This window comes from Flavobacterium sp. ALD4 (assembly GCF_002836475.1).
GTDB lineage: Bacteria > Bacteroidota > Bacteroidia > Flavobacteriales > Flavobacteriaceae > Flavobacterium.
In genome coordinates, this window is record NZ_PJBJ01000023.1 from 397477 (window position 1) to 422414 (window position 24938).

Here is a 24938-nt window from a genome sequence, read left to right on the forward strand (position 1 = left end):
CTATTATACAATACTTTAGACTGAAATCTATATTATAAATAGTCATTGAATTAAATCCATTTAATAACTGTGATAGGCTTAACTAAGGGTTTATTTAATTAGCCTATAAACCTTAACATTAAATAAAACAGGGGAGCACGCTCCACCTATTTGTTACTTATTTATCAACGCAGTCGACTGCCGTGAATTTATATTTCACTTTTTCAAAATCTATCGGCTCACCTTTAACAAAATGAGAGGCTCCCAACGTGATTTGTATTTGTCCATTACCTAAAATTAGTTCATCACCGCGCTTTAAAAATGCCATTGGATTTTTATATGTTTTCTCTTTATATCCACCTTGGACAAACGTGTAGCTGGCAAATAAGGTATCGCCACGAAATTCTCCAACGATTTCACCAACCTTTTTAGGCATATTAGAAATTGCCATCACCATATCACCAGTTATTCCTCCATTTTTGAAAGTGTTAATTTTCAAATCAAGCGTATCCTCCTCATAAAGCGCTTTATAACACTGGACGCTTATTAGTTCTGCGGCTTCCTTGGCTTCAATGATTTTTTCACTTTTATTATTTTTACAGCTGATAACTCCGATGCAAGTTAAAAGCAAACAGAAAAGACCTAAATTTTTCATAGTAGTTGCTATTCGTTAATAAATTTGGCTATTGCCGGTAGCTAAGCTACAAATAAATAGTGTGTATTAAAAAGAATTAATCTAGAAAGTTTTAACTATCTTTAATTAATGATGCTTTTACCGAACAAAAAGTTTTGCGCTAGCTCAATATATCTAAACGAACAGAAAGCAACAGACTGCTTTTAAAAGCGATAACAAAATAGAACTTTATTTAATATTATCGAAACGGTTAATAAATAATACATGTCCAACCTCGCCAAACAACGGGTTTTTCGAGTTGGATTACTACTTTTTATAAGTTCATGTAAAAGCCCTTTTGACGAGGTTAAAATGCAGAATACGCGCAAAACATTGGCTAGTACGTATTATTTACTACCTTTGTACGATGCAAATACAAATTATCTTACAATACCTAAAAAGTGAGTTGTCAAAATATGACTATACTATTTGCGCTATTGAATAAAAATCGAATCCCAAATTACAACTCGCTTTTTACTCGTAATATTTTATTTTAATTAGAAAAAACAGACTATGTTTTCAAAAATCACTTTGATAATCGGCTTTATGCTGTTATCAACAGGAGCTTTACAAGCTCAAGACAAACCAGAAGTAGAAATAGGTGGTGCAGTACGATTCAATTATAATTTATCCTCTTGGAAAGAAGGACAAAAAAAACGCGGAGGTGATTTTGGATATGATGTCTTTCGTATCAATGCGAAAGCCAAGTACAAAGGAATCAAGCTGAATGCAGAATATCGCTTATACTCCGAAGGTTTTGGCGGCGGAATGCTAAAACAAGGTTGGTTAGCTTATGATTTCGATTCTAAAAACGAAATTCAAGTAGGACTCACCCAAGTTCCTTTCGGTATTACTACCTACAATTCTAACAACTGGTTTTTCAGTCTTAACTATTATATAGGTTTAGAAGACGATCATGATATGGGAGTAAAATTCACGCACACTGACAAAAACTGGAATTATAGTTTGGCATTTTTCAAAAATGCCGAAGAGTTGAGATTTGGTAACAATTCTGATGTTTCAAATAGCAGATATTCCTACGATGTAGCTTCTATTGATTTAGATGGTGATGGAGTTTTGGATTTACGTAATAAGGAGGTAAATCAAGCTAATGGAAAACTAAGCTATACAATAGGAAACGACAGTATTAATCATAAAATAGGTACATCTGGACAGTTTGGAGGGCTCTACAACTTAGACACCCAAAAAATGGGCTCGCACTACGCAGCATCATTGCATTATGAGTTAAAGTACAAACGATTTGGTGTAAAAGCGCAAGCTTCAAAATACAAGAAAAGCTCAAAAAACCCTAACGGACAAAGCAACGATCTTATTGCCATGGCAGCTTATGGTGGTTCTTATTTAGTTGCAGCAGAAGGAAACACCTATACTTTAGGGGTATCGTATACTGTACCGGTGAAATGGGGTCCAGTTTCGAGTTTACAGTTTTATAATGATTATGGATACTTAGAAAAATTAAACTCTGATTTTAACGATACGTCTATGAACGTTACTGGTGTCTTAGTTACTGCAGGTAGTGTATACACTTACTTTGATATTGCAGCAGGTAAAGATCAGCCTTGGCTAGGTCCAAACTGGACCAATGGATTAGGTGCCGGTGCAGCAGACGCGAAATGGGAAGTGCGTTTCAATATGAATATTGGGTATTACTTTTAGACCCTTTTTCATATTGAAAAATAAAGAAAATTACTTTTATCTTGTATGAATTATAGGGAATTTATAAAAGATAAAAATATTTAAAAATAAAAAAACAGCTTTTAATCTTAATCAGATTAAAAGCTGTTTTTTTTTATATTCTCATTTACCTACTAGTAGTTTATCTTTTCAGTAAAGAAATAGAAGGTGACTCATTCTGATTTTTACTAAAATGCAGTTATGCTCTCAAATGTTAATAAACGTCTTCAATTATATAGTGCGTTTCATTAAATTGAAACTTACTTCCTTTTTCTAATCCCCTCATGTTAGCATAAATGGGAGCTTTGGTTGAAATACCAAAGACTGTATCTCCATCCACTTCAACTTTTTCACTTGATACACCAATAAAGAAAACAAATTGTTCGGTAACAACAACTGCTCCGGGTGCCACAACAGTGTTTTCTTTTGTGATATCCAATCTATTCAGGTATGCTAATTCTTCTTGGGCAAAAGCGAGCTCATCACCAATTACTTTGAGTAATTCGTATTTACCGGCCCTACGGTCTTCACTCTGACTGGCAGACTCATTCTGGCTGAAGGTATCTTTGTTCATTTCAGCTTCCCGCTGTGTAAAATTATCAATCAATTCATCCTGTTTTTGTATACAGGCTTCCAGTATTCGCGTTTTATCTATTCTACTTTTCATATTACTAACATCATTTTATTAAGTAATAAAGGTATACTATTTATTCCACAACTGCCATTGCATTACCTATTATGGATAAGCCACATCAATTTCTATTGGTAAATAGAATAAATTTGATTGTACCGTAGCGTCAGTCAAACAGAATTTTACTTCTATCGCTGACCATCTATATTCCTGCAGAGATCCTATCCCGACTTGCCTTTCCCCTCTATATATCCAAAAACCATTTCAGTTACGCGAAGAACAACGGAATTAGATTAGTTCAAAATCCTACCAATAGGGAAATCCACATAAAAAATAGTACCATTACATAAAAACTAACTATACTACTCCTTTCTCCAGATCAGCTATATTAGTGGTTTTATCGTATAAATTCATATATTCGTAAAGGCGGAATTATATAAGCTTAAATCTCACTACTGCTTCAGGCCACACAACATTGCTAACAATAAATGACCCTGTCTGAGTTCACGTACTAATTGTAAAAAATTATGATAGAATTATATTTAAAGACGAATGAAATAAAGAAACTCGATTTAATAAGTGAAATTAAAACTGACGCTAAAGATCTGTTTAATATTCGGATTATTGATTTTACAGATAGCGTACTAAAGGAGGTTTCTGAAAAATTCGGACTCGATCTATCAATTTTTAATCAAAGGAAGGATATTGAAATTAGCTCACATTACCTGAAATCGCATGACCAATTATCTTTTAATTTTTCAATACCCAATTATAATTCGGAGACCCTTTTTAAAGAGGAGGAAATATTTATAATCATCAAAAAAGAAGTAGTCTTTTATTTTTTATCATCAAACATCGATAAGGATTTTGTAAACCTGACAAAAACAAGATATGATTTTACGAGTATACATTTTGGTTCTCATTTAGAACATTTTGTTTTTCAAATAGGCATAATTTCAGATTACTATGCCGATTTGACCGAAATAATATCCAAAAGAATAAAGCGTTTTTATGAGAACATTTTAAATTCAAAAGAATATGACGCAACAGATTTAGATTTAATAATGATACTCAACTTCAATAATCTATTGATAAAAGAATCGATAAGTAATTTCCAAAGAATCCTACATTTACTGATACAAAACAAATTTGAATTAATAACGATAACAACTAAAATCAACTTAGAACTGGACGATATCGCCGTGATTTCAGACCATATTCAATTTAATTTTGACAGACTTGATGATTTGGAGGAGAATATAAACAGTAAAATTGATTTGGAACAAAATAAAATATTTAGAACATTAACCATTATTACAGTATGCATCTCTTTACCAACGCTAATCGCAGGAATATATGGAATGAATTTTAAAAATATGCCTGAATTAGACTGGAAATTTGGATATCCGTCAGCAATTGGACTAATGATAATCAGTTTTATAATAGCATTAATTTATTTTAAAATGAGAAAATAGATTAGATAGATCTAGTAAAAAACAGTTGATTTCCTTCCTTTGAATGCCCTATTTCACTAAAATTAACGGCGTTTACAACCCCATTAATACAACAGACATGAATATAGATAAAGACTTTACTTTTCAAACCATTAAACTAACTCTTGATTACGAAGGAGAAGTGACCGCAACACTCATTTCTTCAAAACGCAATGTAGGGAACAGAAAGAGCGTATTGTACTTACATGGCTATAATGACTATTTTTTTCACGCCCATATGGCTGAAAAATTTAATGAAAATAACTTTGATTTTTATGCTCTCGATCTTCGGAAATACGGTAGATCCCTTCTGAAACATCAGCACCCTAATTATTGTAAAGACATTCAAGAATATTTTGAGGAAATATCAATTGCTATCCGTGAGATTGACAAACTAACTAAAGTCCATCTTTACCTGTTTGGTCACTCAACCGGAGGATTAATAGCAAGCAGTTATATGAATTACGGGGCGGAAAGAAACCGAATAAACGCTCTTATTTTAAATTCGCCGTTTTTAGACTTTTATCAGTCTCTATTTGAGAAGTTCTTCAGTTATTGGGGTTCAAAAATCATTTCCACTATAGCTCCGTATGCCAAAATTAATGGAGCACTACCTCCAGTCTATGCACAAAGTGTAAATAAAAACTTTTATGGTGAGTGGGATTATAACTTGGATTGGAAACCCTTAAAAGGATTCCCAACCTTCTTTAGATGGGTTGTTGCGATAAGTATCGCTCAGCAAAAACTGGCAGACTCTAACATTAAAGTGCCCATTCTCGTTATGCATTCTTCAGCTTCCAAAAAGATCAACACTTTTTCCGAAGAACCTATGTCTAGAGATACAGTATTAGACATTGAAGACATAAAAAGAGTTGGAGTAACGCTGGGCGATAACGTAACTTTATTGCAAATTGATCATGCGTTGCACGATATCTTTCTATCTACGAAAGCGGTTAGAGAAACCGCTTTTGATAAAATGTTCTCCTGGATATTAAAAGTTAAATAACTAACTACCTCCAACACTTTACAACCGGCAAAAAAAAGTCCGGTTATCCTAATCTGATAGTAACGAAACAAATATCGACAATGAAAAATATGTGGGACGACAGATACGGTAAAACGGAATTCGCCTATGGCGAACAGCCAAGCAACTTCCTTAAAGAACAGCTTATTAAAATTCCTGTAGGTACAATATTATTTCCCGCAGAAGGCGAAGGACGAAACGCAGTTTATGCGGCCACACTCGACTGGACTGTTGATGCCTTTGACCAAAGTATAGAGGGTGAAAAGAAAGCGCTAAAATTGGCTGAAAAGCACCATGTTTCCATTAACTATATGGCTGGAGAGTTTCAGTCATTGACTTACACAGAAAATCAATTTGATGCCCTTGCTTTAATCTATGCCCATTTTCCGGCTGATAAAAAATCAAACTATCACAAAATATTAACAACCTATCTGCGACCTGGCGGAATAGTCATTTTTGAAGCTTTCAGTAAAAGGCATTTGGATTACAACCGCATAAACGAGAAAGTAGGCGGACCAAAAGACCTTGAAACGTTATTTTCAATTGAAGAAATAAAATCAGACTTTGAGAACTTTGAAATTATTGAATTAGAAGAAAAAGAAATTCAACTTAACGAAGGACTATTCCACAACGGTCTGGGGATGGTAATCCGTTTTGTTGGACGCAAAAAATCATAAACAAAAGCCAAAACAAACCTCGCGACAGAAGGGAATCCCTACCTACAAAAATGGTGTGATTTTAATTTTTAACTCTGCTGTATAAGTTTAATAGACGAGTAAAAAAACGGTTGAAAAACGAGTCCGCACTATAATTTGCGGCACATCCATAAAAAAATCCCAAAATCTAAGAGTTAGATTTTGGGATTTTATACTTGAACTAATCCGTTTATAAAAAGCTATTCGATAGGTAAAATTACAGTAGAAGTAATTTGTTCTAAAACCTCAAAAGCGGTTTCTGCCATCTTATTTCCTTTTGTATCCAAAAGTGGGTTTACCTCCACAACTTCAAAACAAATAACTTTTTTAGACTTAATAATTTGGTTGATCATGGCAATCACTTCATGCTGGTCAAATCCTTTAGGGACTGGAGTTCCTGTGCCATACGAAATCATATCACAATCCATTGAATCTACGTCAAACGAAATATAAATTAAATCACAATTTGATAACTTAGTCAAAGCTTCAGCAACACAGGTTTGAAGTCCTCTATAACGTACTTCAGCGACTTTGTAGTTTCTAATGTCCAATTTTTTAATTTGGCTATCTTCTGCCTCTTCAGTGTCACGAACCCCAAAATAAATTAAATTTTCTGGACGTATTTTGTTACCAGGAGTACCAATGTTTTTAAGGTCTTCCCAGTGTTGTGCTGTATCCGGAGTGATCTCGTTGACTTGACAATCAAAATTATCTTCTCCCAGAGCTGCTGACAAAGGCATCCCATGAATATTTCCCGATGGTGACGTATAAGGCGAATGCAAATCGGCATGCGCATCAATCCAAACAACCCCCAATCTCTTTGTTGGATAAACTGCTTTAATACCGCTTATTGTTCCCAACGCTGAGGAGTGATCCCCTGACAATACTATCGGAAAATAATTCGCTTTTAAATTATGCTTTACGGCATAAGAAACTCGCGTACATTGTTCTAAAACATGTTCAATCCTTTTGGCAAAATTGTTTCTATTTTTATCATAGATGCTTTCGTTGTGAGTTTTCACGTCTTCAAACTCAAATTGACTAAAATAATCACTGTTGCGATTGATGGCTGCAATTTCAATAGCATCAATCCCTAAGTCAGACCCTCTCGTTCCTGCGCCAATATCTGACCGGTTTTTTATTAATTTTATAAATCGTTCCATAACAATTTTTTTTATTTGAAATCGTTGAGCGCTTTTTCTATAATTGAAAGACATTCCTGAATTTGAGCTTCAGTAATGACCAATGGTGGAGCAAATCTTATTTTATTACCGTGAGTTGGTTTAGCCAACAATCCATAGTCTCTAAATTTTAAACAAATCTGCCAAGCTAAATCAGATTCTTCATCACAATCGATCACGATTGCGTTCAACAACCCTTTTCCTCTAACTAAACTGATTAATGAATTTCTTGAAGCGATATCATTTAGCCCTTTTCTTAATATAATTCCTAGACGTTCTGCATTTACAGATAAATTTTCTTCACGAACTACCTCAAGAGCAGCAACAGCAACAGCAGCTGCAACTGGATTTCCACCAAAAGTCGAACCATGTTGTCCTGGCTTGATTACATTCATGATTGCATTATTTGCCAATACCGCAGAAACTGGATAAACTCCACCTGAAATTGCTTTACCTAATATAAGGATATCTGCTTTAACTTCTGGTTTATTTTCACATCCGTTTGTACAAGAGCAATTGCCACAAGTAGCTAATAACCTTCCGGTACGTGCAATTCCTGTTTGTACTTCATCTGCAATGAACAAAACATTATGAGCTGCACAAAGCGCTTTGGCTTTCGCCAAATAACCTTCTGTAGGAACATAAACTCCCGCTTCTCCTTGAATTGGCTCCACCAAGAAACCTGCAATAGTAGTACTTGATTTTAAAGCTGCTTCTAATGCATCAGTGTCATCATAAGGAATTTTGATAAAGCCTTCTGTAAACGGGCCAAAATTCTTACGCGCATTCTCGTCATTTGAGAACGAAATAATGGTTGTCGTTCTTCCATGGAAGTTATTTTCACAAACAATAATTTGTGCTTGATTTTCTGGAATCCCTTTTACTTCATACCCCCATTTTCTACATATCTTCAAAGCCGTTTCAACAGCTTCGGCACCTGTGTTCATTGGTAATACTTTGTCAAAACCAAAGTACTTAGTCACATACTCTTCAAAAACTCCCAACTGGTCATTGTGAAATGCTCTAGATGTTAAAGTCAAGGTTTGTGCTTGCTTTACCATTGCTCCAACAATTTTCGGGTGACAATGTCCTTGATTTACTGCGGAATATGCCGACAAGAAATCATAATATTTTTTACCATCAACATCCCAAACGAAAACCCCTTCTCCTTTGTCAAGAACTACCGGTAATGGATGATAATTATGAGCTCCATATTTATTTTCTTTTTCTATTAACGCTTCTGCTTTAGAAGAAAGTCCTTGATGTGTGTGTTCCATGGTATATTATTTTTTTATGCTTAGAAGACAAAAATACAAATATTTTTTAGGTTTACAATAAAAATAGGTGGTTTTGACTTATTTATAATTATATAAAGTTAATTTTATTAAATTTTATCATTAAAAAAGTCAATTCAAACAAAAAAAATCAACGTTTGGTATGATAAAAGAAAAAAAACATTTACTTTTATATCTATAAAATTACGCATTTTAATTTAAACTAAGTTTCATGGATGTATTAGATGAATTCGATATAAAGATCATACAGGAATTAGAAAAAGATGGTCGTATGGCGTACTCTGCAATTGCTACGGCATTAAAAATATCAAACACTATGGTGCACCAGCGGATCAATCGCTTAATGGAGCAAGGAATCATTACGGGAATCAAACCCATCATAAACGAAAAGAAAATAGGATATGATTGGGGCGCTTTTACTGGGATTACTTTAAATAAGGATGAAGATTCAAGCAGAATTATAGAAGAACTTAAAAAAATCCCTGAAGTGACGGAGTGTTATTACATTACAGGCTCTTATACCTTGTATATAAAAATGATTGCCCGCGACCATGAACACATGAGAAAATTACTATATGAAAAAATTGACACTATTCAAGGAATTGCCAAAACGGATTCCATGATTGAATTGGGCTGTGCCTTTAAAAGAAATATTTCATTGTAACTTTTCTTTCAGAAAACTGTAGAAATTTGTCGCTTTTTTCAAATAAAGAGATACATATATTGGTTTATTCTATCGGATAAAGTTAAATATTTATTTTTATTTCTGATATTTGTCTGAAACAATAACACACAATGAAAAATTTAAAATATTTTATTTTGGGAGTTCTTATATACTCAAACGCATCTTTTGGACAATTAAAAGCCATTGTTTATAAAGACGGAAGTCAGGTTTTAAATGGTTTTGAAATTACGCCAAAAAAGAAAAGCGCCAAAAATCCGGGGATTTTGATTCTTCCTGCATGGCATGGAATTGACAAAGCATCCAAAGATATTGCAGGAGATTTGGCTGAGTTAGGGTATTACTCCTTCATAGCGGATATTTATGGAGAAGGGAATTACCCGAAAGATAATGCTGAAGCAGGCCAAAAATCTAGTTATTATAAAACCAACTACAAGGAATATCAAACAAGAATTTCATTAGCCTTGGAACAATTGGTTAAGGCTGGTGCTAATCCAGATAATATTGTAGTTATTGGATATTGCTTTGGAGGAACAGGTGTACTTGAAGCTGCTCGTGGGCATATCAATGTAAAAGGAGTGGTTTCCTTTCATGGTGGCTTAGGCAGAGATGCTACAAGGCCTACTGAGGCGATTACCGCTAAAGTCTTGGTTTGTCACGGAGCTGATGATCCTTATGAATCTGCAGCAGAAATCACAGCATTTCAACAGGAAATGCGTGACACAAAAGCGGATTGGCAAATGATATATTATGCAAACGCAGTACACGGCTTTACCAACCCAGAATATGGAAATGACAATTCAAAAGGCGCTGCTTATAATGCCACAGCGGCGAGACGTTCATTCGAACATTTAAAACTTTTCCTGAATGAGGTATTAAAAAAATAATTTAGTAACCCCTGTTATTCAAAATCGCTATTATGAGTAAGGATCCTTTAAGAAAAGACAAAACCTGTTTAAATTGCAGATACGTTGTAGAGAATCGATTCTGCTCAAATTGCGGTCAGGAAAATACAGATACGCGAAAAACTTTTCATCATTTGTTCATTCATTTTTTTGCAGATTTAACGCACTATGAAAATGCTTTTTGGAAAACCATAAAAAACCTTTTGTTCAAACCGGCAACTTTAACTAGAGCCTATCTTTCCGGTAAACGATTGTCTTATTTGGCGCCAGTGCGCCTCTATATTTTCATCAGTTTTATTACCTTTTTTTTAATCACCGTATTTCCCAACCGTGATTCAACATCCTCAAACAGTAATGATAAGAAGGTAATGGTGAAGTCAGCTAAGGAGGAAGTAATAGAAAAACGCAAAGTAAATGTTTTTGGAGTTGAGTTTAATTCGTTGAAAGAGTTAGACTCAATTCAAAAACAGGCTCCACAATCTGAAAAAATGTCCGATTTTAATTACTGGGTCGTCGAGAAGGTATTAACAGTCACAGAAAACAATACAAAAGAAGAGCTTCTTGAAAAATTCTTAGAATCCTTTTTGCATAATCTGCCTAAAGTTTTATTTATATTCATGCCATTTTTCGCCTTTAATCTGTGGGTTTTCCACAACAAGAAACGCTGGTATTACTTTGACCATGGTATTTTTACACTTCACTATTTTTCATTCCTATTATTGCTTTTCTTACTACTCTTTCTGACTGATAAAGTACTGTCTCTCTTTCAAGAATCAAGTATTCTTAGTTTTTTGTCGGGAGCCATTAATTTTGTGGGATTTGGCTGGATGGTATATTATTTTTATCCGGCACACCACCGCTTTTATCGCGAAACACGATTAGTTTCCTTCCTCAAAAGTAGTTTTCTATTTTTAATCAACTTTATTATAGTTATTATACTTTTGACCACATTTGCATTTTATACCTTTATCAATCTAAAATAACCCCTAAATGAAAAAAATCCTTTCCTTATTTGTGCTGGCAGCGGCGCTATCATGTAGTAGTGCAAAAGTCAGCGAGTCAGCCGATAATTCTGATCCTACTCCATTTATGAATACCATTACTGCAAATGAGTTAAAAACACATCTTTACGTTGTGGCGGCAGACGGAATGGAAGGTCGAGAAACCGGTTCTGCCGGGCAAAAAAGAGCCGGAGTTTACCTTATCAGTCAATATGTAAAAAACAATATTTCTTTTCCTAAAGGTACCACAAGCTTTTACCAAAAAGTTCCTGCTTCCTTTTTGAATGCCAAGCGAGATCAAAATCTACCTGACTCTGAGAACATATGGGCCTACATAGAGGGATCAGAAAAGCCAAATGAAATATTGGTAATATCTGCTCATTATGATCATGTGGGCGTCAAAAATGGAGATGTCTATCACGGCGCTGATGACGACGGTTCAGGAACGGTTGCACTACTGGAAATTGCTGAAGCATTTCAAAAGGCAAAAAAAGCGGGGCACGGTCCTAAACGTTCTATTCTGTTTTTACATGTCACAGGCGAAGAGCATGGTTTATTGGGCTCCAGTTATTACTCGGAAAACCCTTTGTTTCCTATGGAAAACACCATTACAGATATCAATATCGATATGATAGGCCGTCGAGATGAGGCGCATGCCAATACAAATAACTATGTGTACGTGATTGGCGCAGACCGCCTATCAAGTGATTTAGACAATATCACTACCACTGCTAATAAAAAGTATGTTCAAATGGATCTGGACTACAAATACAATGATCCAGCTGACCCTAATCATTTTTACGAACGCTCAGATCATTATAACTTCGCAAAGCATGGGGTTCCTTCCGTTTTTATATTTAATGGTGTTCACGCAGATTACCATCAAAAAACAGATACACCAGACAAAATCGAATACGACGCCTTAACAAAGAGAGCCCAACTGGCTTTTACTATCGCATGGGACTTAGCCAATAGAGAAAACAGACCGGTAGTAGATAAAAAATAAAACACGAGCCGCTGCTCGCTTTTGCTATCATTCTAGCGACAATGGACTTCCTGATATAAAATAGAAAAGAGCTTTGAAGTAATTTCAAAGCTCTTTTTTTATACTCCGCTTTATTCCACAAAAAAAGCCTCGAATTTCTTCGAGGCTTTTGCCTTTTGGGTGGAAGACGGGGCTCGAACCCGCGACCCTCGGTACCACAAACCGATGCTCTAACCAACTGAGCTACAACCACCATAATGCTTAGCGGTGGCAAAGATACAATATAAGTTTACTTTTGCAAATGATTTTTTCGGAAAATCACATCAAATTTAGATCAAATCCCCTAAACTATTGACTGCCAAACATCTTTCCATCGTAAAACCTTCTGCATAATCGACTCCTACCAGCCTACCTAGGTCCTGCGAACGGTAATTCAGGCTTTCGAAGAAGTTTTTAGAGGTAATAGGCGACTCTGGCTCCTTAGAATCCTTGTCGTAAAACTGGGAACCGTAGGCCAAGATTGACTCTATTTTTTTATCTGTAAATCCTGTAATATCAACAACAAAATCTGGTTCAATGTTTTTCCATTGAATATAATGGTACACTAATTTGGGTCTCCATGCCTGCTGTTGCTCTCCGTCCAGTTCTGTTTCCACCTTCATCAAGCCGGATAGAAAACAAGCGTCAGAAACTAATTTGCTCCCTTTTCCGTGATCAATATGACGGTCGTCGATTGCATTACACAATACGATTTCTGGTCGGTACTTCCGAATCATTTTTATAATTTCACGTTGGTGCTTTTCGTCGTTGACAAAAAACCCGTCGCGCATCTCCAAATTTTCCCTAACAGAAACACCAAGGATTTTTGCTGCAGCATTTGCTTCCTGATCTCTAATTTCAGCTGAACCTCGAGTCCCTAACTCCCCTCTTGTCAAATCAACAATCCCAACTGTTTTCCCTAAGGATATTTCTTTTAATATGGTTCCCGAACACCCTAATTCCACGTCGTCTGGATGGGCTCCGAAAGCTAAAATGTCTAATTTCATTTTTATTTTATTTTGCTTCTTTTAATTAATTCTTACCTCTGTTCTCTAACCTCTTTTGTCTTACCTTTCCTATCCTCTTCCTGCAATACCCTTTTCATCGTCATGGATTTGTTAACGCTCTCCTCCCATTCCAATCTTGGATTACTATCTTTTGTAATGCCGCAACCCATAAACAAATGTGCCTGATTGTCCATAATTTTCATGCACCTTAAATTGACATACAAATCAGATTTTAAACTGTTTTTATTAAATCCTTCTTTGTTTAATTCCCCCAAAAAACCAGTATAATATTCCCTGTCATAACCTTCGTTTTCGAAGATGAACGACTTTGCTTCCTGCTTAGGTAACCCACAGACAGCAGGCGTGGGATGCAACACAGAAATCACTTGTTTCAAATTGGAATTATCGTTTAATATTCCTTCAATATCTGTTTTAATATGCAATAAAGCACCTGCCTTCAAGGCATAAGGACTTGATATAGAAACTTCTGAGGTCAGGTCTTCTAGATTATTTAAAATGAAGTCCGTAACGAGCTGCTGTTCTTCCATTTCCTTTTTCTCCCAGGTCACTTCTGCTGAATACTGATTTTTTTGCGTTCCCGCCAATGCCATAGTAGAAAACTTTTTGTTATCGGATTTAAGCAATCGTTCCGGCGTAGCACCCATCCATAAACCTATTTTTGGGTGAAACCAACAATAACAAAAAGCATTCGGATAGCTTCGAATCAGTCTTTCAAAAACTGAAACTAAATCAAAATTAGTCAAGTCAATGATTTCTTTCCTTGATACCACAACTTTTTTGAAAACGTCGGCACCGATAGCGTCAATTCCTTTTTGGACGAGAGATTCAAAATGTTCTTGATTTTCGTTATTTTCCGTCTGCGCAAAATCAGAATCACGGGTTTCTTCACCAGAAGCTACCAATGTGCTCCATTTTACCGACTGCTCATAAGGAATCAGTATCTTTTGGCTACCTTCAAAAGGAGCAAAAATAAAACCGGCCTCCTCGAAGCTTTCAGCAAAATACAAATGATCATTTTTCTGAAAATACCCCACTACTTTTACGTCACCCGGCTTCTTGTAAAGCACAAAAGGGAGGCTTTGCGATTCTTGTTGTTTTACTTTGATAAAAAAATCATTCATATTTACTTTATTATAAACCTAAGTTTAATTAATACAAAGCCCCCTTCATTCTTATTTATTGGATTTTGCCAATACCATATTAGTCAACTTGCAAAGCGAAATCAAATTCCCTTCTTCATCGGTAACTTTTATTTCCCACAGATGCAACGTTCTTCCTTTGTGAATAATTCGGGCTGTACCAATAACAACTCCTTCGCGAATGCTTCTCAAATGATTCGCAGAGATTTCGATTCCACGTACTTCCTGTTCCTTGTCATTAATAAAAAAATGAGAAGCTGCACTTCCCACACTTTCTGCCAATGCCACTGAAGCGCCGCCATGCAACAATCCCATGGGTTGGTGAACCGATGCATTAACTGGCATTTTGGCTACTAGGAAACCTTCACCCGCATCTATAAACTCAATATTCAGGGTCTCCATTAATGTGTTTTTGGAAAACGTATTGCAATATTCGAGCATTTTATCTTTATCTAATGTCATGGATTATATTTTATAGAATGTAAATTTATGCAAAACAGGAGAAACAAAACAGTAAAAACAATCTTTAGCATAGAATTAGCTTTTGTTCCTAATTTAAATCAACAGATTATTGTTGGATTTAGAAATAGGAATTTTCAATTTAACCATTAAGAACTTAAGAACAATTTAGTCCAAATAAGATAAACCTTTTATTTTCTCCTTTTCGTATCACAAATAACAATTAGACTGATTAATAAAAATTAGGTTGATCGGCGGTTCGTTTTGCGTTTATGACAATAAAGAAAGCCGTATTGTGAATTCTAATCTAAAAATCATCACCATTCAAATGAGTTTTTTCTTATTTTTACAGAAAATAAAACGAAATGCGTCCTTTCTCTCTATTGTTTTTTATCGGAATATTGTTGTCAGTTTGTTCATGTCGTTCTGATTTTGAAACAGTGGCCAGTACCGGAGATTTAACGTTCTCAAAAGATACAATATATCTGGACACCGTTTTTACCAATATCGGTTCCAGCACATACCGACTTAAAGTGTACAATAACAGTAAAAATGACATTACTATTCCCACAATAAAACTGGCAAAAGGACTGAATTCTAAATACCGCATGACTGTGGACGGAATGCAAGGAAACGAGGGAAAATCATTTAATAACATTGACCTACTTGCAAAAGACAGCCTGTATATATTTATAGAAACGACAGCTAATAGTACCGATGCAAACGCAACTGATTTCCTATATATTGACCAAATCGAGTTTGATGCCGGAACAAATCTACAAAAGGTAGAGCTGGTGACGCTTATCCAAGATGCCGTTTTCTTGTATCCGAAACGTTTTGCAGATGGCACCACCGAAACGTTGCCGCTGGGTGATGAAAAAATTTATGGCTTTTATTTGGATGAAAATGACCCCATAAATGGAAACGAACTCGTATTTACAAAACAGAAACCGTATGTTATTTATGGTTACGCTGCGGTCCCCGCAGGAAAAAAAGCTGTTTTTAATGCAGGGTCCCATGTCTACTTCCACGCTAACTCCGGACTTATCGTGGGCAATAATGCCTCATTAAACATCAATGGTTCCAAATCAAATTCAGCTCTATTTGAAAATGAAGTCGTTTTTGAAGGCGACCGATTGGAGCCTCAATATGCAGATGTTCCCGGACAATGGGGAACCATTTGGCTTACAAATGGCAGCACTAATAATGTCATTAACCACTTGACTATTAAAAATGCCACCATTGGTTTATTAATTCAAAACAATAACAGAACTACGGTTTCCATTAAGAATACCCAAATCTACGATTCGTCAAATTATGGGATTTTGGCCCAAACAGCGAAAATCAACGGTGAAAATATTGTGATTAATACTGCCGGTCTGGCGACTTTGGCCTGTTCCTATGGCGGAAATTATAAGTTCACCCATTCTACCTTCAATAACGAATGGAACAGCTCTTCTCAAGTGGCCGTCTCCATAGATAATTTTATTGTGGGTGCCATTCCCGAAGTAAGAAACCTGACGGAAGCCACTTTTAATAATTGCATTATTTATGGTTCCTTTTCGAATGAATTGAGCTTAAGGAAAAAAACAACAGCTGCATTTAACTATCTATTCAATAACTGCCTGATAAAATATGATGCTGCAACGACAAATCCCGATTACCAGTTTACGAATGACAATGTTCATTATTCAGGAATTATTTTGAATCAAAGTCCAAAGTTCTATAAAGCTTCTCAAAACAAACTCACTATCGACGAAACTTCCGGCGCTTTCGCAAAAGGGAACTCGGCCTATTTGATTCCGCTGGATATTTTAGGAAACACACGAACTACGCCCCCTGATTTAGGTGCCTATCAGAATAAGCCCTTTCCTAAATAAATCTCACTTCTCCTATAAGAGGGCACATCTCTTTTCTATATTTTTCAACAGCTTTCCCTGTAAACACATGGAAAACAGTAATTACTGTAAGAAAATTAATGAAAAATATTAAACATTTCATAACATAACATACTCATAAAACATTTAGATTTGCCAACATCTAAAAAGTCAAACTCAAAAAATTCCGTCTTTTTGAAGCTTCTTTTTGGATGCCCTGCTTAACAAATCGATATAAATTAAATTTTATGAAAAAAACCTACTCTTTACTGTTTTTACTGTTCTTCACAGCGGCTATCGCCCAGATACCTTCGGGGTATTATACGACTGCCACAGGAACATCGTACACATTGAAAACTCAATTGTACACTATTATTAAAGGCCATACTGATAATGGATACGGAGGACTATATACTATCTATCAAACGTCTGATGTTGATAATTTTTATGAGAATGACGGAACCGTTTTAGACATGTATTCTGAAAAACCAAACGGAACCGATCCTTATAATTATTCAACAGGATCTACACAACGATGCGGTAACTATTCTGCGGAAGGGGATTGCTACAACAGAGAACATATCATTCCACAATCCACTTTTGGGTCTGCGGCTCCCATGGTTTCCGATGCTCATTTCATCACCCCAACAGACGGTAAAGTGAACGGACAAAGATCAAGTTACCCACATGGAACAGTTGGAACCACTACTTGGACTTCACTAAACGGAAGCAAATTAGGTTCTAGTTCCGTGGCTGGTTATTCAGGAACTGTCTTTGAACCTATAGACGAATTTAAAGGTGATATTGCTCGTATGTATTTCTACTTTGCAACCCGCTATGAAACCACTGTTTCTGGTTACTCTTATCCTATGTTCAACGGAACAAGCAATCAGGTATTCACAACTGCTTTTTTGAATATGCTTTTAGCCTGGAATAGTCAAGACCCAGTTAATGCAAGAGAAATTGCGCGTAACAACGCTATTTATGATACTCAAAATAATAGAAACCCTTATATTGACCATCCCGAATATGTTCAACAAATCTGGAACCCGTCAGCTGATTCGCAAGCACCATCAGTACCAACCAATTTAATAGCTTCAGGAACCACCGACTCTACAACTAACTTATCTTGGACGGCATCCACAGACAATGTGGGAGTGACAGAATATGATGTATACCAAGGAGCGTCTTTAAAAGGGACGGCATCTGGAACTACTTATACCGTTATTGGTTTAACAGCGGCTACTGGTTATACATTTTCAATAAAAGCAAAAGATGCTGCCGGGAATTCATCAGCTTCCAGTACAACTGTAAATGTAACTACTACTTCAACTCCTGCGATTGTCTATTGTGCATCACAAGGAAATAGTACCGTAGACGAAAAAATAGCTAAAGTTGTTTTTGGATCAATAAACAACAGCTCTTCCGGAACGGCAGGATATGAAAATTATACTTCCCTATCAACTACTGCTACTCGCGGAACAGGATATACAATTACTATTACTCCTACTTGGACAAGCACTATTTATAGCGAGGGCTATGCAGTTTGGATTGATTACAATCAAAACGGTGTCTTTACGGATGCCGGAGAACAAGTTTGGTCTAAAGCAGCTTCAACCATAAATCCTGTTTCAGGTTCTTTCATGATTCCTGCCACAGCAACTTTAGGTGCGACAAGAATGCGCGTTTCCATGAAATACAATGGAATCCCGACTGCTTGCGAAGCATTCCCTTACGGGCAAGTGGAAGATTATACGGTAACAATTAGCACGACTGCTGCTGACACTGATGCTCCAACAGCTCCAACATCTTTAACTCCTTCTGGAACAACACAAACGACCACAAATTTATCCTGGACCGCATCCACTGACAATGTAGGGGTAACAGCATACGATGTGTATCAAGGCGCTATTTTAAAAACTTCTGTAACTGGTACTTCATATTCTGTTAGTGGATTAACAGCTTCAACAGCCTATTCTTTCACCGTAAAAGCGAAAGATGATGCAGGAAATGTTTCTGCTTCCAGTAACACTGCAAACGTAACAACTACCGCTTCTGCTGATGCAGGAGCTTCCGACTTATTTTTCTCTGAATACATTGAAGGTTCTTCCAATAACAAAGCATTAGAAATTTCGAATGCTACAGGAAGTGCAGTAAATCTCTCTGTGTATACCGTTAAAAAACAAACAAACGGTGCAGGTGCGTGGAGTTCTGGAATAACTTTAAGCGGAACATTGAACAATGGAAGTAAATACACGTTGGTTAACAGTTCGATTTCTTCTGCCTGTTATTCTACAACTTCAGCAAACATTTCTACCACTGCTACCGAAATGACTTTTAATGGTAATGATGCCGTTGGTTTATTTCAAAACGGAGTACTTATCGATATCATTGGAACCTTCAATGGGGGGACGGCTAATTTTGCTGCAGATGTAACCTTAAGAAGAAAAGCAATCGTAACAGGTCCAAATACAACTTTCAATATTTCTGGGGAATGGGATTCTTATTCAGCAGATACTTGTAACAATTTAGGAAGCCGTATAGCAGTAAAAGGTGCCAAAAAGGAACTAACTGTAGACTCCGATGATTTCAATATTTATCCAAACCCGTCTAATGGTAACTTCACTATCGCTAATTCAAATAAGGTCTATTCGATTGAAGTGTATAACATAATCGGTCAAAAGGTTTTTGAAAGAAAGAACACCGCTGATTCTACATTATCATTGACTACGGTTAACAAAGGAGTGTATTTGGTAAAAATAACGGATGACACAAAATCTATTATTAAAAAAATCATAATCAACTAATTAGATTTAAATATTCAACTATTTTAAAAGCGGCAATTATGCCGCTTTTTTAATTAGAAATTTTAATCTTAATTGACTAAATTTGCACCGAAATACAACAAACTACACAACAATGATCCATTTCTTTGAAAACCAAAGCAACGCAATTTTTGCAGTACAAACGCAAGGCGAAATTTCAGCTCAAGACATTTCAAAATTAAACTGGCTTTTTGCCGACTCAAATAAAATCGAAAAATCCGCACTGACGGATTTTTTTGTTGGTCCCCGCGCCGCAATGGTAACTCCTTGGAGTACCAATGCCGTTGAAATCACCCAAAATATGGCAATTTCAGGAATCATCAGAATTGAGGAGTTTCATTATGCTTCGGCCGATACTGTGGATTTTGATCCCATGCTTTCGCAAAAATATTCCGAGTTAAATCAAACTATTTTCACCATCGACATCGCACCGGAAACCATTTTAGATATTGATGATATTGCAGCATACAACAAAAAAGAAGGGTTGTCTTTAAGTCCTGATGAAGTGGAATACTTGGATAACTTAGCTGTTAAAATAGGTAGAAAACTGACCGATTCTGAAATCTTTGGCTTCTCGCAAGCCAATTCAGAGCACTGTCGTCACAAGATTTTCAACGGAAAATTTGTTATTGATGGTGTAGAAAAAGAATCTTCTTTATTTAAAATGATTAAGAAAACATCGTTAGAAAATCCTAACGATATTGTTTCGGCATATAAAGATAATGTGGCTTTTGTAAAAGGACCTCGTGTAGAGCAATTTGCTCCAAAAAGCGCGGATAAACCTGATTTTTATCAAGTAACAGAATTTGACTCGGTTATTTCCTTAAAAGCAGAAACACATAATTTCCCAACAACTGTAGAGCCTTTCAACGGAGCCGCAACCGGTTCAGGTGGAGAAATTCGCGATCGTTTAGCAGGTGGACAAGGTTCGTTGCCGATGGCAGGAACAGCAGTTTACATGACTTCGTATTCTCGATTAGAAGAAAATAGACCTTGGGAAAACGGAATGGCCGAACGAAAATGGTTGTACCAGACTCCAATGGATATTTTAATCAAAGCCTCTAACGGAGCGTCTGATTTTGGAAACAAATTCGGACAACCACTTATTACAGGTTCTATCCTTACTTTCGAACACGAAGAAGATGCCCGTAAATTAGGTTTCGATAAAGTGATTATGCAAGCGGGTGGAATTGGTTACGGAAAATTAGAGCAAGCCATTAAAAAAACACCACAAACAGGAGATAAAATCGTTATCCTAGGTGGAGAAAATTATAGAATCGGAATGGGTGGAGCTGCGGTTTCTTCTGCGGATACGGGTGCTTTTAGCTCTGGTATCGAGTTAAACGCAATCCAACGTTCGAATCCAGAAATGCAAAAAAGAGTTGCCAATGCCATTCGTGGATTGGTAGAAAGCAATGAAAACCCAATCGTATCCATTCACGATCACGGTGCTGGAGGACATCTAAACTGTCTTTCGGAACTGGTGGAAGATACAGGTGGATTAATTGATTTAGACAAATTGCCTGTGGGTGACCCTACCCTTTCTGCAAAAGAAATCATTGGTAACGAGTCTCAAGAAAGAATGGGATTGGTTATTGGTCAGAAAGACATTGACACCTTACAAAAAATTGCCGACAGAGAGCGCGCTCCTATGTACCAAGTAGGTGACGTAACCGGAGACCATCGTTTTACTTTCGAATCAAAAACTACGGGTGCTAAACCAATGGATTTTGCTTTGGAAGACTTTTTTGGAAGTTCTCCAAAAGTGATCATGACCGATACAACTATCGACAGAAAATATACCGATTTAAATTATTCAAAAGATAAGATCTTAACTTATTTAGAGCAAGTGCTTCAATTAGAAGCAGTAGCTTGTAAAGACTGGTTGACAAATAAAGTAGACCGTTGTGTGGGTGGTAAAGTAGCCAAACAACAAAATACAGGACCATTACAATTGCCGTTGAATAACTGCGGTGTAATGGCTTTGGATTACAACGGAAAAGAGGGAGTTGCCACTTCTATAGGGCATTCGCCTGTAGCCGCTTTACTTGATCCTGTTGCAGGAAGTAGAACCGCTATTGCTGAGGCTTTATCAAATATTGTTTGGGCACCTATCAAAGACGGCTTGGACGGAATTTCATTATCTGCAAACTGGATGTGGGCTTGTAAAAACGAAGGAGAGGATGCTCGTTTGTACGCTGCCGTAGAAAGCTGTTCGAATTTTGCAATCGAATTGGGGATCAATATTCCAACAGGAAAAGACTCCCTTTCCATGAAACAGAAATACCCGAATGACGAAGTAATTGCGCCAGGAACAGTTATTATTTCGGCAGGTGGAAACTGTACCGATATCAGAAAAGTGGTAGAGCCTGTCCTTCAAAAAGACGGTGGGGCTATTTATTATATCAATTTATCGCAAGATGAATACAAACTGGGTGGCTCTTCGTTTGCACAAACGTTGAACACTATCGGGAAAGACGCACCAACAATTAAAGATGCCGCCTTCTTCAAACGAGCGTTCAATACCATTCAGGAATTAATCTTAGAAGACAATATTCTTGCTGGACATGACATAGGAAGTGGTGGTTTGATTACTACCCTTTTAGAAATGTGTTTTGCCGATAACAATTTAGGAGCTAAAATAGACTTCTCTGTTTTTGAAGAGAAAGACATCATCAAATATTTATTTGCAGAGAATATCGGAATTGTATTTCAGGCAAAAGACGATGCTGCATTGGAAAGCAAGCTAAACGCAAACAATGTCGCTTTCTACAAAATGGGAACTGTAACTGCCGAAGCGACTTTAGACCTTGGCCCTATCAAATTAGACATTGCTAAGTACAGAGACATTTGGTTTAAAACTTCATTTTTATTAGATCAAAAACAATCTAAAAACGGAATGGCGCAAGCGCGTTTTGACAATTATAAAAACCAAGCGTTAAACTATACTTTTCCAACACATTTCACAGGAAAAAAACCAGTTATCGATGCTTCAAAACCACGTCCAAAAGCGGCTATTATCCGTGAAAAAGGAAGTAACTCAGAACGCGAAATGGCAAATGCCATGTATCTTGCCGGTTTTGATGTAAAAGACGTGCACATGACCGATTTGATTTCAGGTCGGGAGACATTAGAAGACATTCAGTTCATCGGAGCTGTAGGTGGATTCTCTAACTCAGATGTATTAGGTTCAGCCAAAGGTTGGGCAGGAGCATTTTTATACAACGAAAAAGCAAAAACCGCTTTAGATAATTTCTTTAAACGAGAAGATACTTTATCTGTTGGAATTTGTAACGGTTGTCAGTTGTTTATGGAACTGGAAGTAATCAATCCGGAGCACGATGTACACGGAAAAATGCTACACAACGAAAGTCACAAACACGAGAGTATCTTTACTTCGGTAACGGTACAAGAAAATAAATCAGTGATGTTGTCAACATTGGCAGGAAGCACTTTGGGAGTTTGGGTTTCACACGGAGAAGGAAAATTCAACCTACCAATGAGTGAAGACAAGTATAACATCGTGGCCAAATACGGTTATGAAGGCTATCCGGCAAATCCGAATGGTTCTGATTTCAACACCGCCATGCTATGCGACACTTCAGGTCGTCACTTAGTAATGATGCCGCACATTGAGCGTTCTACATTTCAATGGAACTGGGCGTATTATCCAAAGGATAAAAACGACGCAGTTTCGCCTTGGCATGAAGCCTTTGTGAATGCCAAAAAATGGATTGACAAAAAATAAATTTTCGTAATTTATATAATAAAAAGCGTTCTCGAAAGAGAGCGCTTTTTTTATTGGATTTAATTATAGTATTTTGGGAGTGACCACAAAGGTCAGGCTATTCGCTGCAATCTCTCTCGTCTCGTTTTAAGAATGTGACGAGAGCCGATTTCCGCTGCTATCCTTCACGTGGTTTACACAAGAGCTATTCAACTAGTAGAATTATCCAATTCGTACCCATTTCATTGCTTTATGAACAAAAAAATTTGATAAATTTGGATTAAAAATTATACCGTTAATATAGTAACGATCGCAGTAACTGGGCGTATTGCAGTCGTGTTTTCGATAGTTGGTCCTGCAACCCAAACTGTTTTATACGTAACTTCAGTAGCTGCTTTAGTAACGGCATTAGATCCCATCATGTATCGGATCATTTTTACCCACTTTTTCAACGCTTTATTTTTATTTAAAGTGCTTTCTAACCAGGTTTGCTTTGTACCTACTTTTTGAATATAGGGCGTATTAATCACCGTACAAGGCGTCCCCGATATTTTCTCAGTCAAAACTATATCTTTGGCACCATAATCAACACAGGCTTGTTTGTATTCCTCTGAAACGCCAGACTCCAATGAGGCTATAAAAGGGCTGCCTACTGATACGCCGATAGCACCATAACTTAACATTTTATCTAAATCTGATTTAGTACTCACCCCCCCGGCAGAAATAACAGGTAATCCGGTATTTAAATTTAGGTCTTTAATCAATTGCTCCGGAGCTTGGGGTCCCCTATGTCCTCCAGCCAGATTGTTAACCGCTATTAAGGCATCAGCACCAAGACTTTCCACTTTTTTGGCGAAAGCCAAGTCGGTAACATCACAAAAAACTTTAATCCCAACTTTATGGGCCGCCTTAATAGTTTCTTCAGGTGAACCCAAAGAAGTGATAATAAAATCTACTTTTTCTTCACACAAAACAGCTAATTGATCTTTATATTTGATATTTGATTTATTGACAATCAAATTATAACCAAAACTACCTCCTGGCACTTTAGCTGCCTTAAGTTCAATAATGGAAGCGCGCAATTCCTCTAATGTGCGATAATTTAAGGCTGGTATGCAACCCGCCACACCCGCTTTCATTCCTTCAATTACCATTTTATTATTTGAAACCAGAAACATAGGTGCCATTATCAGCGGTTGATTGATATTCAAAAGGGAAGTTAACGTAGGCTTTGTCATTACTTTAAGTTTTAATTGAAACAAATATAATAAAATATACTATGCACGCCTACTATATACAAAGTAAAAGAAAAGTCGAGACTCAAAGAAAAAATAAGCGGTTTTAATGGAAAAATGGGTAATCTGTCGGCAGCTGTATTGACTGCAGACGGATAAAATGTCAAAGTTAATAGACCACGAACGAAATTAAATTAGGCAAAACTGAAATGCTTAGGTTCCCTGATGCCAATAATCACCATCGACTCCCGATACGGCAACCCCATCCACCACACTGATCTCATTTTTTTTTCAGTTTCAAAATAAACAGCTAAAAAAATCGAGCCTTTTTTAAGCACCAATAAAAAAAGAGCAGAAAGCGTTTTTATCA

19 protein-coding genes and 1 tRNA gene are annotated in these 24938 nt (G+C 36.6%); 11 read left to right on the forward strand and 9 right to left on the reverse strand.

Translation table 11 applies throughout. The features are described 5' to 3' along the window. Window positions 1-157: 157 nt before the first annotated feature. A complete protein-coding gene (locus CXF59_RS04165; protein ID WP_101136437.1) occupies window positions 158-634 on the reverse strand; it encodes a hypothetical protein in 477 nt (158 codons plus the stop codon). Window positions 635-1165: 531 nt separating this feature from the next. On the opposite strand from CXF59_RS04165, the gene CXF59_RS04170 reads away from it, so the two are divergent. Next, window positions 1166-2329 (forward strand): hypothetical protein, encoded by a 1164-nt coding sequence (locus tag CXF59_RS04170; protein ID WP_101136438.1) that lies wholly within the window; start codon window positions 1166-1168, stop codon window positions 2327-2329. A 232-nt stretch (window positions 2330-2561) separates the two neighbouring features. Here the strand turns inward: CXF59_RS04170 and CXF59_RS04175 are convergent, their stop codons facing one another. Beyond that, complete coding sequence (locus CXF59_RS04175) at window positions 2562-3014, reverse strand: hypothetical protein (protein ID WP_101136439.1); 453 nt, start codon at window positions 3012-3014, stop codon at window positions 2562-2564. A 491-nt stretch (window positions 3015-3505) separates the two neighbouring features. On the opposite strand from CXF59_RS04175, the gene CXF59_RS04180 reads away from it, so the two are divergent. From CXF59_RS04180 to CXF59_RS04190, 3 genes are all read left to right on the forward strand, one after another. Next, entirely contained in the window at window positions 3506-4453 is a 948-nt protein-coding gene (locus tag CXF59_RS04180; protein WP_101136440.1) for a CorA family divalent cation transporter, read from the forward strand. 97 nt (window positions 4454-4550) lie between these two features. Next, window positions 4551-5477 carry an alpha/beta hydrolase gene (locus CXF59_RS04185; protein ID WP_101136441.1) on the forward strand — a complete coding sequence of 309 codons (927 nt, stop codon included), beginning with the start codon at window positions 4551-4553 and terminating at the stop codon, window positions 5475-5477. 80 nt (window positions 5478-5557) lie between these two features. After that, window positions 5558-6172 (forward strand): bifunctional 2-polyprenyl-6-hydroxyphenol methylase/3-demethylubiquinol 3-O-methyltransferase UbiG, encoded by a 615-nt coding sequence (locus CXF59_RS04190; protein ID WP_101136442.1) that lies wholly within the window; start codon window positions 5558-5560, stop codon window positions 6170-6172. Window positions 6173-6390: 218 nt separating this feature from the next. Here the strand turns inward: CXF59_RS04190 and rocF are convergent, their stop codons facing one another. Together rocF and rocD are read right to left on the reverse strand one after the other, a co-directional pair. Further along, the gene (gene rocF, locus CXF59_RS04195; protein WP_101136523.1) at window positions 6391-7353 is read right to left on the reverse strand and encodes an arginase; all 963 of its coding nucleotides are present in this window, start codon (window positions 7351-7353) and stop codon (window positions 6391-6393) included. 11 nt (window positions 7354-7364) lie between these two features. Further along, entirely contained in the window at window positions 7365-8648 is a 1284-nt protein-coding gene (rocD, locus tag CXF59_RS04200) for an ornithine--oxo-acid transaminase (RefSeq protein ID WP_101136443.1), read from the reverse strand. A gap of 229 nt (window positions 8649-8877) precedes the next feature. On the opposite strand from rocD, the gene CXF59_RS04205 reads away from it, so the two are divergent. The 4 genes from CXF59_RS04205 (at window position 8878) to CXF59_RS04220 (ending at window position 12260) form a co-directional block, all read left to right on the forward strand. Further along, window positions 8878-9330 carry an Lrp/AsnC family transcriptional regulator gene (locus tag CXF59_RS04205; RefSeq protein WP_101136444.1) on the forward strand — a complete coding sequence of 151 codons (453 nt, stop codon included), beginning with the start codon at window positions 8878-8880 and terminating at the stop codon, window positions 9328-9330. Window positions 9331-9461: 131 nt separating this feature from the next. Next, window positions 9462-10235, forward strand: coding sequence for a dienelactone hydrolase family protein (locus CXF59_RS04210; protein ID WP_101136445.1), 774 nt, complete (start codon window positions 9462-9464; stop codon window positions 10233-10235). Window positions 10236-10267: 32 nt separating this feature from the next. Further along, window positions 10268-11236: a DUF3667 domain-containing protein gene (locus CXF59_RS04215; protein ID WP_101136446.1), complete on the forward strand. Its 969-nt coding sequence runs from the start codon at window positions 10268-10270 to the stop codon at window positions 11234-11236. Window positions 11237-11243: 7 nt separating this feature from the next. Continuing rightward, window positions 11244-12260 (forward strand): M28 family peptidase, encoded by a 1017-nt coding sequence (locus CXF59_RS04220; protein WP_101136447.1) that lies wholly within the window; start codon window positions 11244-11246, stop codon window positions 12258-12260. Between the two features lie 157 nt (window positions 12261-12417). Here the strand turns inward: CXF59_RS04220 and CXF59_RS04225 are convergent. From CXF59_RS04225 to CXF59_RS04240, 4 genes are all read right to left on the reverse strand, one after another. Beyond that, a tRNA-His gene (locus CXF59_RS04225) sits at window positions 12418-12493 on the reverse strand. 75 nt (window positions 12494-12568) lie between these two features. Next, window positions 12569-13285, reverse strand: a complete 717-nt coding sequence (gene bshB1, locus CXF59_RS04230) for a bacillithiol biosynthesis deacetylase BshB1 (RefSeq protein ID WP_101136448.1) — start codon at window positions 13283-13285, stop codon at window positions 12569-12571. 32 nt (window positions 13286-13317) lie between these two features. Continuing rightward, on the reverse strand, window positions 13318-14427 hold the full coding sequence (locus tag CXF59_RS04235; protein ID WP_101136449.1) for an isochorismate synthase: 1110 nt from the start codon (window positions 14425-14427) through the stop codon (window positions 13318-13320). Window positions 14428-14478: 51 nt separating this feature from the next. Next, window positions 14479-14907, reverse strand: a complete 429-nt coding sequence (locus CXF59_RS04240) for a PaaI family thioesterase (protein WP_101136450.1) — start codon at window positions 14905-14907, stop codon at window positions 14479-14481. 362 nt (window positions 14908-15269) lie between these two features. On the opposite strand from CXF59_RS04240, the gene CXF59_RS04245 reads away from it, so the two are divergent. The 3 genes from CXF59_RS04245 to purL all read left to right on the forward strand — a co-directional run bounded on the left by CXF59_RS04245 (window position 15270) and on the right by purL (window position 23354). Continuing rightward, a complete protein-coding gene (locus CXF59_RS04245; RefSeq protein WP_101136451.1) occupies window positions 15270-16784 on the forward strand; it encodes a hypothetical protein in 1515 nt (504 codons plus the stop codon). A gap of 245 nt (window positions 16785-17029) precedes the next feature. Then, window positions 17030-19588, forward strand: a complete 2559-nt coding sequence (locus CXF59_RS04250; RefSeq protein WP_101136525.1) for an endonuclease — start codon at window positions 17030-17032, stop codon at window positions 19586-19588. 112 nt (window positions 19589-19700) lie between these two features. Continuing rightward, entirely contained in the window at window positions 19701-23354 is a 3654-nt protein-coding gene (gene purL / locus CXF59_RS04255; RefSeq protein ID WP_101136452.1) for a phosphoribosylformylglycinamidine synthase, read from the forward strand. 266 nt (window positions 23355-23620) lie between these two features. Here purL and CXF59_RS04260 read toward each other — a convergent pair whose 3' ends face one another. Further along, on the reverse strand, window positions 23621-24571 hold the full coding sequence (locus CXF59_RS04260; RefSeq protein ID WP_101136453.1) for a nitronate monooxygenase family protein: 951 nt from the start codon (window positions 24569-24571) through the stop codon (window positions 23621-23623). Window positions 24572-24938: the final 367 nt, after the last annotated feature.

Coding starts and splice junctions, on each gene's coding strand:
- CXF59_RS04165 (WP_101136437.1), bottom strand. CDS start 634: ATGAAAAATTTAGGTCTTTTCTGTTTGCTTTTAACTTGCATCGGAGTT.
- CXF59_RS04170 (WP_101136438.1), top strand. CDS start 1,166: ATGTTTTCAAAAATCACTTTGATAATCGGCTTTATGCTGTTATCAACA.
- CXF59_RS04175 (WP_101136439.1), bottom strand. CDS start 3,014: ATGAAAAGTAGAATAGATAAAACGCGAATACTGGAAGCCTGTATACAA.
- CXF59_RS04180 (WP_101136440.1), top strand. CDS start 3,506: ATGATAGAATTATATTTAAAGACGAATGAAATAAAGAAACTCGATTTA.
- CXF59_RS04185 (WP_101136441.1), top strand. CDS start 4,551: ATGAATATAGATAAAGACTTTACTTTTCAAACCATTAAACTAACTCTT.
- CXF59_RS04190 (WP_101136442.1), top strand. CDS start 5,558: ATGAAAAATATGTGGGACGACAGATACGGTAAAACGGAATTCGCCTAT.
- rocF (WP_101136523.1), bottom strand. CDS start 7,353: ATGGAACGATTTATAAAATTAATAAAAAACCGGTCAGATATTGGCGCA.
- rocD (WP_101136443.1), bottom strand. CDS start 8,648: ATGGAACACACACATCAAGGACTTTCTTCTAAAGCAGAAGCGTTAATA.
- CXF59_RS04205 (WP_101136444.1), top strand. CDS start 8,878: ATGGATGTATTAGATGAATTCGATATAAAGATCATACAGGAATTAGAA.
- CXF59_RS04210 (WP_101136445.1), top strand. CDS start 9,462: ATGAAAAATTTAAAATATTTTATTTTGGGAGTTCTTATATACTCAAAC.
- CXF59_RS04215 (WP_101136446.1), top strand. CDS start 10,268: ATGAGTAAGGATCCTTTAAGAAAAGACAAAACCTGTTTAAATTGCAGA.
- CXF59_RS04220 (WP_101136447.1), top strand. CDS start 11,244: ATGAAAAAAATCCTTTCCTTATTTGTGCTGGCAGCGGCGCTATCATGT.
- bshB1 (WP_101136448.1), bottom strand. CDS start 13,285: ATGAAATTAGACATTTTAGCTTTCGGAGCCCATCCAGACGACGTGGAA.
- CXF59_RS04235 (WP_101136449.1), bottom strand. CDS start 14,427: ATGAATGATTTTTTTATCAAAGTAAAACAACAAGAATCGCAAAGCCTC.
- CXF59_RS04240 (WP_101136450.1), bottom strand. CDS start 14,907: ATGACATTAGATAAAGATAAAATGCTCGAATATTGCAATACGTTTTCC.
- CXF59_RS04245 (WP_101136451.1), top strand. CDS start 15,270: ATGCGTCCTTTCTCTCTATTGTTTTTTATCGGAATATTGTTGTCAGTT.
- CXF59_RS04250 (WP_101136525.1), top strand. CDS start 17,030: ATGAAAAAAACCTACTCTTTACTGTTTTTACTGTTCTTCACAGCGGCT.
- purL (WP_101136452.1), top strand. CDS start 19,701: ATGATCCATTTCTTTGAAAACCAAAGCAACGCAATTTTTGCAGTACAA.
- CXF59_RS04260 (WP_101136453.1), bottom strand. CDS start 24,571: ATGACAAAGCCTACGTTAACTTCCCTTTTGAATATCAATCAACCGCTG.